This window comes from Chloroflexota bacterium, from assembly GCA_023475225.1.
Taxonomy (GTDB): domain Bacteria; phylum Chloroflexota; class UBA6077; order FW602-bin22; family JAMCVK01; genus JAMCVK01.
In genome coordinates, this window is the sequence record JAMCVK010000028.1 from 67,077 (window position 1) to 78,890 (window position 11,814).

Here is an 11,814-nt window from a genome sequence, read left to right on the forward strand (position 1 = left end):
GCCGAAGGCGGACCAGCCACCACATTCCGTCAGCTATGGCTCAGTGCTTCAGGAGATACACCTGGTTCATGTAGCGATTGCCGGGGAGGGCAGTCGTATCCATCCCAGTCAACGTCAGCCCCTTAACGTACGGCTTCACTACAATGAACCGCTCATCGTAGAAGAAGAAGATCACTGGGGCATCATCCACAACCATCTTTTGGGCCTCAGCCCACATCTGTAAGCGCTTTTTCTCATCCGGCTCGGTAATGGCCTTCTTCATCAGCTCATCCAGCTTCGGGTTGCTATAGCCGGTATGGTTGTTGCCCGCATCGGTGCCGAATAGCTCGGGAAGCCAGTTATCTGGATCCGGATAGTCGGCGCCCCAGCCATAGAAGCCCATCTGATAGTTCATAGCGTTGATGCGCTTGCTGAACTCCGCCGGCTCCAACGGTTCTAACTTGACCTCGACGCCCAAATTATCCTTGAATTGTGCCTGAGCGAACTCGGCCATGATCGGGTTGGCACCCGTGTTCGCATATTGAAGCGCAACAGGCGGCAACGACTTGGGATCGGCGTAGCCGGCCTCCTTCAGCAGCTCTTTAGCCTTCTGAGGATTGAGTTTATATTGCAGGCCAAGGTCTGGCTGATGGCCGGGCATTCCCGGTGGGATCCAGCTGTAGGCCGGCTTACCGACACCACGGCGGATCTTGCTGATGAACGCCTCGCGATCAACCGCCATGGAGAAGGCCTGGCGCACCTTGACGTTATCGAAGGGAGGCTTCTTGTTGTTGAACTGGAGAGCAAAAGTGGCCAGTCTAGGGCCGCGCCTGATCTGGTCCTTCATCTTTGGATCAGCTTGCACAGAGGGTATGGTCGCTAGCGGCACACGGGCGATCTCCCTCTCTCCGGCGAGATAGGCTGCATAGTCAGCGTTGATGTCGGTGACCATCAGAAGAGTGATCTTTTGCAGCTTGGGCTTCTCACCGTAGTAATTGGGGTTGGCCACCACGGTGATGTGATCCTTATGCACCCACTCGGTCATCTTGAAAGGGCCGTTACCGATATAGGTGGCTGGATCGTCTGTCCACCTTTCCCCCTTAGCGCTGATGATGTCCTCACGAGCCGGGTACATCGCCCAAAGGGCCGCCAGGGAGTTGAAGCTGGCCCGTGGCTCCTTTAGGGTCACCTGGAAGGTGTAATCATCGAGTGCCTTCACTCCTACAGCCGCTCTTAGCTTGGCTAATTCCTCGTCTGTCGGTTTCTTGGGCTTCGCTTTCGTCCCTAGAGCGGTGTTGTACTCCTCCGCGCCGACAATCGTGTAGTAAAAGGAGGCATACTCAGCCGCATTCTTGGGATCAAGCAGACGCATGGTCCCGTAGACGAAGTCCTTAGCTGTGACCGGCTTGCCGTCGCTCCACTTCACATCGTTGCGCAGCTTGAAGGTATAAACCTTGCCATCAGGGGAGATTCCCCCATTAGCCACCGTGGGTACCTCTTTGGCTACGGCAGGGACAAGGTTAAGGTCCTTGTCGAATTTTAAGAGGCCCTCAAAGACCAGCGACTCGACGGCTATGGAAGCGTCCCAGGACGATAGGTTTGGATCCAACGTGGGGGGCTCACCAGCTATATTCACACGCAGATGCTGATCAGCCGCCAATTCCTCCTTAGGTGGCGCCGGCGTCGGCGTGGCTGCCACGGCCACCGTTGGGGTAGCCACTGGAGCAGCCGGTGGGGCCGCTTTAGTAGGCGTTGGCGTCGGCGGAGGCGGTGCGGCACAGCCGCTGAGCGCTCCACCCAACGTACTCAAGACGAATGCTACCATCACTATCATGGATAGCACCTTGCTTCGAGACATTTCCTCCTCCTTACTTCATAACAAAAAATATGGGTTTATCCGCATCCATAATCCCTTTCCCGCTATCTCACCCCCTCCTACGTCTGGTGGACACTTCAAGACACCATTCAACCTTAAGCCTCACTTGTTAAGGAACTGCACGTCACGCAATTCTAGTCTCTCAGACCCAGAACCACCTACCAAACCTTAACACTTAGTGGTGGGATTGTCAACTTACAGGATTTTGAGCAGCATATGGTTCAACAATCAGGGCGCCAGCGAAGATCGGGCTTCCGAGCGGCCGCCACCTCATCGAAACGGGTAAATCTGGTCTTATGCGGTGCCATTTGTACCGATTGGGGATCCCGTCCACTTTCAGCAGCGATTTCCAGCATCGCCGTGGCGAAGGCATCTAGCGTTTCCTGGCTTTCTGTCTCTGTGGGCTCAATCATGAGAGCCTCTTCTACGATCAAAGGGAAATAAATAGTTGGGGGGTGATAGCCATAATCCATCAGCCGCTTGGCTATATCGAGTGCGCGCACCCCGTGTTGCGTCTTTTGTCTCCTTGCCGACAAGACAAATTCGTGCATACACCTCCGATCATAAGGGAGATCATAGGCCCCCTTCAATTTATGCATCAAATAGTTGGCGTTCAGCACGGCGTCACCGCTGACCTGACATAATCCCTCCGCCCCAAGCAAACGGATATAAGTATAAGCTTTGACCATCACACCGAAATTACCGTAAAACGATTTTACTTTGCCGATGCTCAATGGACGATCATAGTCGAGATAATATTCCCAATCATCCTCGGTGGTACCTCGCGGGCGTCTGGAGATGATGGGAACCGGTAGGAAGGAAGCCAGTGTCCCCTTTACGGCGATAGGACCGGATCCGGGGCCACCCCCACCGTGGGGTGTGCCGAAGGTCTTATGTAAGTTAAAATGCATCACGTCGCAACCCATAGCACCAAACTTGGCTCGACCCAGCATAGCGTTCATGTTGGCCCCATCGCAATAAACCAAACCACCTGCTTCGTGAACTATATCGGTGATCAGCAAAATATTCTCATCAAACAGACCAAGGGTATTGGGAATTGTCAGCATCAAGGCCGCTAAATCAGAACCGGCTAAAGATCTCAATGCCCCCAGATCAACCCCACCACGTCCATCCGACGGAACTGGTGCCACCTCATAGCCACACATCGCCGCCGTTGCCGGGTTAGTGCCGTGGGCCGAATCCGGAACCAGCACCCTGCACCGTTTCCTATCACCCCGCGCCTGATGATAGGCCCGTATGATTAGCATACCGGTCAACTCACCATGAGCGCCAGCCGCGGGTTGGAGGCTAACTGCATCCATACCGCTGATCTCTGCCAGTAATTCCTGTAGTTCATATATCAGCTGCAAGGCACCCTGCACTACCTCCTCTGGCTCATAGGGATGGATCTGGGTAAAGCCATCCAGACGGGCCACATCCTCAGCAATCTTAGGATTATACTTCATAGTGCAAGAGCCCAGGGGGTAGAAACCGGTATCGACAGCGTGATTCAGCTGGGATAAGCGCGTGAAGTGCCGAACGAGATCTACCTCGGAAATCTCCGGCAGCTCTAATTCCGCACGGAGACTATTCTTCGGTAGAAGCTCTGCGAGAGGCACTTCAGGCACATCCACCTCTGGCAGAGAGAAGGACGTGCGCCCTGCACGACTTAATTCAAAGATTAACGGCTCAGCCATTTCTCACCTCCCGAATTCGTCTCTGAGAACAGCGACGAGTGTATCGATCTCTTCTCGGGTGTTTGTCTCTGTAACACACATCAGCCAATAATCGCTCAGCTCTGGATAAGATCGACCAAGCACATGGCCACCGATGATTCTTCTCGCCAGTAGCCGTTGGTTCACCTCACCAGCCGGGACAGGGCACTTCACAACGAACTCCTTGAAGAAGGGAGCCGAGACCGGCAGGGTGAAACCGCTGATTTGGGCGATTTGCCTGGCCGCATAATGAGCCTTCTGCAAACAAAGCTCAGCCACCAGACGTAGTCCTGCCTTACCCAAGGCCGAGAGATACACCGTTGCAGCCAAAGCACAGAGAGCCTCATTGGAACAGATATTGGAGGTCGCTTTCTCCCGTCGGATATGTTGCTCCCGCGTTTGTACAGTCAACACAAACCCCCGTTGCCCTTTGGCATCAATCGCCTGCCCCACTATTCGCCCAGGCATTTGGCGGAGGAACCTCTCCCGACAGGCAAAGATTCCCAGGTACGGCCCACCAAAACTCAGCGACATGCCCAAGGGCTGTCCCTCAGCCACAACGATATCAGCCCCGTAGGCCGCTGGTGGGACCAATAAACCTAGAGAGATGGGATCAACACAGACGACAAACAGTCCCCCAGCGGCATGGATGAGCTCGCTTAGCCCAGATACCTCCTCCAGATAGCCGAAGAAGTTCGGTTGTTGTACTACCAAACAGGCTACCTGAGTATCAATCAGGTCGCTTATCACCGCTGGATCTAGAGCAATTGATAAGCCATCTTCCCTAACCGGTTTGATACCAATCACTTCCAGGGGCAATCCAGCAGTATAGGTTCGTAGAACGGTTTGGTACTCGGGATGTACCCCTGGTGCCACCACCACCTTCGACCTCCCTGTAACCTTACAGGCCATGATAGCGGCTTCTGCCAAGGCAGTAGCCCCATCGTAGTGGGAAGCGTTAGCCACATCCATACCAGTAAGTTGACAGATCAATGTTTGATACTCGTAGATGGCTTGTAACGTTCCCTGGCTGATCTCCGGTTGGTATGGCGTGTAGGCCGTGTAGAATTCCCCCCGTGCCAGGATATGCTCCACTACGCTGGGGGTGAAATGCCGATAGGCGCCTGCTCCCAGAAATGAGGGATAATGCTCCAAATCCCAGCTTCGCTCTGCTATCTCTCGCAACAGTCGCTTAACCTGCATTTCTGCTAGAGGGGATGGTAGGTGTAATGGTGGATTGTGCAGGACCTCAGGAATATCGTCGAAGAGATCATCGATAGTCGTGGACCCGATGACCTCCAGCATTGCTTGTCTTCCCGCATCCGTATTAACCGTATAGCCCATATTACACTCCCTAAAAACGAATTTGCGATGCTCGATCAGAACTCGATCTTCTTATGTCGCATTACTATGCTTTCCAATAGACCGATACCGGTCATAACAGTTATTAAAGAACTTCCACCATAACTAATGAAGGGCAATGGCACTCCTGTAACAGGCATAAGTCCCATATTCATACCAACATTCACCAATATCTGGAACAACAGCATCGCTACAATACCAGTAGCGATCAAGCGACCAAAATTCTCGCGCGATAGGGCAGCTGCTCTGACACCGCGCCAAAGAAGGGCCAGAAAAAGCCCAAACAACACCAAAGCCCCGATGAAGCCCAGCTCTTCAGCCAACACCGAAAAGATGAAGTCGCTATACTGCACTCGAAGGAAATGCAACTGACTTTGGGTACCACTGGTGAACCCACGTCCCAAGAATCCGCCAGATCCTACAGCGGTCAACGCCTGAATGATGCTGTAACCTGCTCCTAGAGGATCGCTATAAGGATTCACAAAGACTAGCAGCCTTGTTCTCATATAGTCGTGCATCATCAACCAGCCAAGCGGGGCTGTCAATAAGACACTCAGTCCTAAGATAACCCAATGCTTTAATCGCACCCCAGCCATCATCGCCATACCCACCCAGATAGCCAAAAAGATGATCGACGTGCCCAAATCTGGTTGAGCTAAGGTCAAAGACACCGGTATGACCACCAGAACTAGGGAAAGTAAAACATAGCGAAAGCGCAATATCTCTTCTTCATGGTCAGCAAAGAATTTGGCCAAGGCAATGATGAGTAATATTTTAGCCGGTTCCGATGGCTGCAGTGGAAATAAACCAATGTTTAGCCAACGTTGGGATCCATAGAAAATGTGACCACTAGCTAACACAACAGTCAAAAGCACGATAGCCAGTAGATAACCAGCAAGAGCCAGATTGCCCAGGATATGATAATCGATGCTCGTAATTACAAGCATCAACACGAGCCCCAGCAAGGCATAAACGGCTTGACGGTAGACCAACTCACTGTTAGGTAGCGTGGCGCTGAAAATCATAGCCAGGCCGTAGCCAATGAGTAACCAAGTCAGGAGGAAAAGTAAGAAATCGAAGTTCCGCCAAGCCTTCGTGTTCAAATGACCTTACCGAGCTGCCTTCGTCTCCTTTATCTCTGGGAGACGAAAGTAATACCGCATTATCTTCTTAACCAACTCCGCCGCATCATGCGTCCCCTTACCGTGCTCAACAAAGACGAGCACGGCGATCTCCGGATTTTCCAAGGGGGCGTAGGCTACAAACCAGCCGTGAGTGGGCATCTCCCCTTTGGCATTGGGTGTACCATATTCGGCCGTTCCTGTCTTGCCCGCCATTTTGATCTCAGGCACATTGGCTGTATAAGCAGTACCTGCATATTTCGTACCACCCGGTGTAGTACCGACCAGCATATTGGCGCGCATGCCCTCTTTGACGGCGTTGATGTACTCTTCCCTTAGCGGTAGTTGTCTGATGGGCTGGGGATGGAAGGAGCGGATCACCCGACCATCTGCATCAGTCACTTCCAGAACCAGTTGCGGTTTATACAGTGTTCCGCCATTGGCGATGGCTGCCGCGGCGTTAAGCATCTGTAAAGGTGTTACGGTGACAAATCCCTGACCAATGGCCATATTGTAGGTGTCCCCCTTATACCATGGCTCCCCCCAGAACTTTAGCTTCCATCCCTCGGTAGGGATATTGCCCGCTACCTCACCAGGCAGATCAATGCCGGTGTAATCGCCGAGACCGAAAATCTTAGCATAGTCACCCAACCGCTTCACCCCTAACCCATCCCATTCCCCATTCGGTGGACCACCGCCGAGGTGATAGAAGTATACATCGCAGGAATCAGCCAAGCCGCTGATCAGGTCCTGTGGACCATGTATTCCCCAACAGGAGAACTTTGCCGCCAATCTCGGATCGTTAGGGGCATAGCGATTGGGAACCAAGATGTAGCCATTACAGGTTATCCTGGTCCATATAGATACCACCTTGTCCTGGAGGGCTGCCGAGGCGGTGACGATCTTAAACACAGAACCAGGAGGATAGGCATCACTGATACTGTGATTTACCAGTGGTCGACCAGGCTGGGAAAGCAGGTCCTTGTAAGCCTCCGCGCTTATTCCCCTCGAGAAGAGGTTATTATCATAGGTAGGCAAATCGGCCATAGCCAGAATCTGCCCGTTGCGAGGGTCCATGGCGATGGCGGCTGCACTCCCGTACTGCTCGATATTCTGGGCAAGGATGTTATTGATCTCACGCTGGAGAGCCAGGTCTATGGTCAGACGCAGGTTATAACCAGCCTTCGGTGGCTTCTCATTAAAGATGTACACTGGACGACCACTAAAGTCTACCTCCATCTGCCTCTCGCCCACACGGCCCCTCAGCTCTGCCTCATAGGTATACTCCAGACCGGTTTGCCCTATGAGGTCATTCAAGGCGTATTTCCTTTCCGGATCATCTTTTAGCTCTTCATACTGCTCCTTCGTGATCCTCCCGACATAACCAAGGATATGAGATGTGAGTGGCCCGTCCAGATACTCACGGATAGGCTGAACCTCGACATGAACACCAGCCAATTCCAGGTGCCTCTCTTCGATAGCGAAGGCAATCTCTGTAGACACGTTGGTCTTTATCGGTACAGAAGTAAAGGCATCCGTACTCCGCTCTCCAAATGGTGGCAACTCGACCATCTTCCTAATCTGTTCAGGGGACATGTTCAAGAGTATACCGAGATGTCGGTAGACAAGAGAGGGATCTTTAGGCAGATCGGCCGGGATGATGGCGATGGTATAGCTGGGGCTGTTGCGCACCAGGAGGACACCATTGCGATCATACATGACGCCTCGAGGCGCTTCGATCCGCATCAATCGAAAGCGATTATTATCCGCCCGCTCACGATATTCATTCCCCTGCACAATCTGCAAGTGCCAAAGCTGCGCAACCAGAACGGCGAAGGTGAGCACAACCACCAATTTGAGCCCAAGTATTCTCCCCGCGTGTGGTTCACGCTCCTCCCCTTCAAGGGCATCATCCAGTGAGGTTATCGGATCCATTATCTTAGATTACCAGTCCATTTCTGAGGGCACATGGTTCTGTTCACTCCTGAGGACTGGCCCTCCCTTCCTTCAGCTCCAGAATATACTGTTCCAGTTCAGTGATCCGCTGTTGTTTGTATTGTTCTTGAACACGCTCGATGTCGGCCAGCTGCTTATTCACCCGCTCCCAATACCCCTGCATTTCACGGCGTGAGAGCTCCGCCCCCTCGGATATCTCCGTAACCTTTTGCTTAAACTCCTGCTCAAACTCTCCTAACTGGGCACGCAACTCATCTTCGAGCCGCTTGACAAGGTTTCCCTGTCGTTCTATCTGTACTTGCTCCTGTTCCAAACGCTGCTCCAGGCTCCGTAAGTCCTGCCTACTGCGTCCCCACTGTTCCTCAAACTGCCGCAGCATAGCACTCTGAACATCCAGGCGTTGTCCCTGATTATCTACCTCTCCAGCAGTTTTGGCCAGGGTCTGTTGAATCAGATCAAGCATCTTTTGCAATTGCTGCAAGTTTTGTCCATGATCCTCACTTCGCTTGTGTTGCTCAGCCAAGGATTTAAAAAGATCCAGATTCTCAGCCGAGATTTGGGTCAATTGCTTACCAAACTGCAGAAACTTCAGCGCCTGCTCCTCATCCTGCTTCTGCCAGTTCTCCATTTGCGATCGCCACTCTGATAGCTGCCGTGCGAGGCGCGACTCAATAGCCTGCAGACGTTCCACCAGGCGGGGTTGCTCGGCCAAGACATCATCAACGCTGGATTGTAAGGCCACGACCTGCGACTCTAGCCTCTTTCGCCGCTCATCAAGACCCTGTAGGCGCTCGACCAATTGAGCCGTTTCCTTTTGCAAGCTCTCGACCAAAGAGAGCATGGGCTCGACCGTGCTATGCTCATGTTTTACATCTTCTATCAAGAGCGTGATCTTCGTGCTCAAAGTTTCATGAAGCCTGGATAAATCATTGATCTGCTGGGCTAATTCTTTCATATATTTTCTATCACGCTCTAATTCTGTCTGCCGCAGAAGAGCAATATGGTCCTGGTCACGCACCCTTTGTTCAAAACGTTCTTGCAAGGCAGCAGCCCATTCCTCACATCGCTGCAATCTCTCCTCTAACAGAGGCAAACGATTACTCTGCGTCTTCTCCCTCCTGAGCTCATCCTGTAAGGCCGACAGCTGGGCCACCTGCCCCTTCGCCTCTTGGATAAGTCGCTCTACCTGTTGCTGTAATCTGCCGAGCTGCTCCTTATCCTGTTTACGTTGCTCCTCCAACCAAAGGACCATCTGGGCGATCTGTGTTGGCTCGCTTAATCGGCTCCCTTCTGTCAAACTTGATCTCCTTGCATTACTCCATCAGGTGGTCGGCCACCCAACCCAAGCCGAGCTCCTCCAGCTTGGCCTGCGTTGGATTACCGGTTTGGGCCTCCCAGTTCATCATCGCATAATATTTCTCTAAGGCTATCTCCCAACTACAGCGATCCACCCCTTTTCCTGCGCTCGGGCCATCGGGCAGCGGCTGAAAGAGACGTTCAGGGAGACGATCATCCTCCTTGGTGAATCCCTCTCTGGCATTGAAACTGCGCAGCAGATTCGTCCGCCGCTCGCCTACCTTCATCAATTCCCACAGGGTCACCCGCCAACCTGTTATCGCTTTGACCAAACTGGGCAGATCATTAATTGGCAATAGTTGAAAGCTCGGTCCCCAAACAAAGATACAGATGGTGAGAGCGTCAAGAAGAGCAAGTACCTGCTGGGTATAGACAAAGAAACGAACCTTGTCGTTATCTAAGGCATCAAGCGGTCTGGGATTCAGGAGGCCTAGGCTAGCTAGTCGGCGTAAGCCCTCCAGATCGGCCTCAGGCTCATAGGAAGTGTCATGATCCGAGGAATTATGATCGGCTCCAAAAGGATTGACCGCGTAAGTTAGCGCCAATGATCGCTTCACCTGGGGCATATGGGCCGGCAGCTCCTGTCCTCTGGACTCTATAGCGAATTGTTCAGCTCCTTTACCGAAGTGGCGCGCTGCCCTGGCACTACCCTCGGCCAGGATATCACCGATGCCCTCCCTCCTGGCAATCCTTTCCAGTACCTCTACCATCGCCTGAGCATTGCCGAAGGATAGGTCCAGCCCGTCGGATTCCTTCCTTCCAATGATTCCTCGCTCGCAACATTCCATAGCGAAGGCGATCGTTCCACCAGCGGATATGGTATCAAGCCCATATTTGTTGCAAAGCTCGTTTCCCTTGGCTATGGCCACCAGGTTATCGATTTGCAGATAGGAGCCAAGAGCAGCCAGCGTCTCATATTCTGGGCCACCATAGGTTGGATCGACCTTATACGGCGCCTCGGCCGCCACCACCTGCTTACAGCGAACGGCACAAGCATAACAGCTTTCACTCTTCACATATATTTGTTTACGCATCGCTTCTCCGCAGATCTTATCTGCTCCGGCAAAGACGCCTCGAGCGTAGTTTCGTGTCGGTAGCCCCCCATCGTCCTGTTGCCATTTCACTACTCCGGCCGTACCCAATTCATGCAAGGAGAAACCACGCTTCACCGCCTCTACGGCCTGCTTTGCAATCTTCCGTACCGTCTCCGCATCAAAGACCTCCACCTTCTTACGCCCACGGACGGCCACCGCTTTCAAGTTCTTCGAGCCCATCACTGCCCCCATCCCCGTGCGGCCGGCGACATGATTGAGCCCACTTACTATGCTGGCGAAACGAACCAGTTTTTCACCAGCCGGTCCAATACAGGCTACCTGCACATCCCCATCACCAACCTCACGACGGACGAGTATTTGGGTCTCACCCGTAGTCTTCCCCCAAAAATGACCTGCGTCCCGGATCTCTACCTGTCCATCATCGATCCAGAGGTAAACAGGGCTTGAAGCCCTGCCCTTGATGACAATGGCATCAAAGCCAGCAAACTTCAACTCAGCCGGCCAGTAGCCACCAGCCTGGCTATCCCCAATAGCATCAGTTAATGGTGACTTAGCCGTTACCGAGAAGCGACTGAGACCACTTACCGGTGCCCCAGTGACAACACTACAGGCAAGCACTAAGATATTCAACGGCGAGAAGGCATCACAGCCTGGCCGCATCTCCTTCAAAAGATAGTAAGCACCAAGCGCGCTTCCTCCCATATAAGTACGGTAGAAGTGCTCATCGTTCTCCTCAATCCCGACCTGACGCTCAGTGAGATCAACACGCAATATTCGGCCATTGTAACCATATGGCATGTACGCCCTCCTCAAGGAAGATAGGGACGTTTCCATCGCCCATTCAATTAAATCTATTCATAGCGGCAGTGATTCCGTGTTCCCAAAGATACTCGATGGCTTCCATAGCCCGCGCTAGCATCTCCTCTACCACAGGACGTTCCTCAGGCATGAAATCGCTCAGAACATAATCAGACGGCTCTCCTTCAGCCGAGCGGCCAATACCCAGGCGCAAGCGGGCGAATTCCTCCGTTCCCAGATGATCAATGATGGATTGAACACCGTTATGTCCTCCAGCGCTACCCCCCGGCCGGATGCGAATCTTACCCAGAGATAGATCCAGATCGTCATGAACAACGAGGAGCGCGGCTGGATCGGATTTGTAACATTGCATCAGCCCCTGGACAGCCCGACCGCTTAGATTCATAAAAGTCTGAGGTTTAGCCAAAACCACCCTCGTTCCCCCTATCCGTCCCTCGCTTATCAAGGATCTCGCTCGCTTCAGCGTAAAGCGTAGTTCATGCCTGCGAGCCAGGAGCTCGACACACCGGAAACCAATGTTATGCCGATTGTGGGCATACATTCGGCCGGGATTGCCGAGCCCTACCAGCAATCGT

The 11,814-nt window shown here is 52.9% G+C and carries 8 protein-coding genes; all 8 read right to left on the reverse strand.

What is annotated here, in order from left to right; genetic code table 11:
• Window positions 1-40 precede the first annotated feature (40 nt).
• Window positions 41-1,837: a peptide ABC transporter substrate-binding protein gene (locus M1136_06720; GenBank protein MCL5075325.1), complete on the reverse strand. Its 1,797-nt coding sequence runs from the start codon at window positions 1,835-1,837 to the stop codon at window positions 41-43.
• 239 nt (window positions 1,838-2,076) lie between these two features.
• Window positions 2,077-3,552: an aminomethyl-transferring glycine dehydrogenase subunit GcvPB gene (gene gcvPB / locus M1136_06725; protein MCL5075326.1), complete on the reverse strand. Its 1,476-nt coding sequence runs from the start codon at window positions 3,550-3,552 to the stop codon at window positions 2,077-2,079.
• 3 nt (window positions 3,553-3,555) lie between these two features.
• Window positions 3,556-4,914, reverse strand: a complete 1,359-nt coding sequence (gcvPA, locus tag M1136_06730; GenBank protein MCL5075327.1) for an aminomethyl-transferring glycine dehydrogenase subunit GcvPA — start codon at window positions 4,912-4,914, stop codon at window positions 3,556-3,558.
• Window positions 4,915-4,949: 35 nt separating this feature from the next.
• Window positions 4,950-6,035, reverse strand: coding sequence for a rod shape-determining protein RodA (rodA, locus tag M1136_06735; GenBank protein MCL5075328.1), 1,086 nt, complete (start codon window positions 6,033-6,035; stop codon window positions 4,950-4,952).
• Between the two features lie 6 nt (window positions 6,036-6,041).
• Entirely contained in the window at window positions 6,042-7,988 is a 1,947-nt protein-coding gene (mrdA, locus tag M1136_06740) for a penicillin-binding protein 2 (protein ID MCL5075329.1), read from the reverse strand.
• Window positions 7,989-8,031: 43 nt separating this feature from the next.
• Entirely contained in the window at window positions 8,032-9,306 is a 1,275-nt protein-coding gene (locus M1136_06745; protein MCL5075330.1) for a hypothetical protein, read from the reverse strand.
• Between the two features lie 16 nt (window positions 9,307-9,322).
• Window positions 9,323-11,218, reverse strand: a complete 1,896-nt coding sequence (locus M1136_06750) for an aldehyde ferredoxin oxidoreductase family protein (protein MCL5075331.1) — start codon at window positions 11,216-11,218, stop codon at window positions 9,323-9,325.
• A gap of 43 nt (window positions 11,219-11,261) precedes the next feature.
• Window positions 11,262-11,780, reverse strand: coding sequence for an aminoacyl-tRNA hydrolase (pth, locus tag M1136_06755; GenBank protein ID MCL5075332.1), 519 nt, complete (start codon window positions 11,778-11,780; stop codon window positions 11,262-11,264).
• Window positions 11,781-11,814 lie beyond the last annotated feature (34 nt).

Excerpts from the sequence above, each read along its gene's own strand:
- pth (MCL5075332.1), bottom strand. The coding sequence starts at position 11,780 with ATGTATGCCCACAATCGGCATAACATTGGTTTCCGGTGTGTCGAGCTC.
- gcvPA (MCL5075327.1), bottom strand. The coding sequence starts at position 4,914 with ATGGGCTATACGGTTAATACGGATGCGGGAAGACAAGCAATGCTGGAG.
- mrdA (MCL5075329.1), bottom strand. The coding sequence starts at position 7,988 with ATGGATCCGATAACCTCACTGGATGATGCCCTTGAAGGGGAGGAGCGT.
- M1136_06720 (MCL5075325.1), bottom strand. The coding sequence starts at position 1,837 with ATGTCTCGAAGCAAGGTGCTATCCATGATAGTGATGGTAGCATTCGTC.
- M1136_06750 (MCL5075331.1), bottom strand. The coding sequence starts at position 11,218 with ATGCCATATGGTTACAATGGCCGAATATTGCGTGTTGATCTCACTGAG.
- gcvPB (MCL5075326.1), bottom strand. The coding sequence starts at position 3,552 with ATGGCTGAGCCGTTAATCTTTGAATTAAGTCGTGCAGGGCGCACGTCC.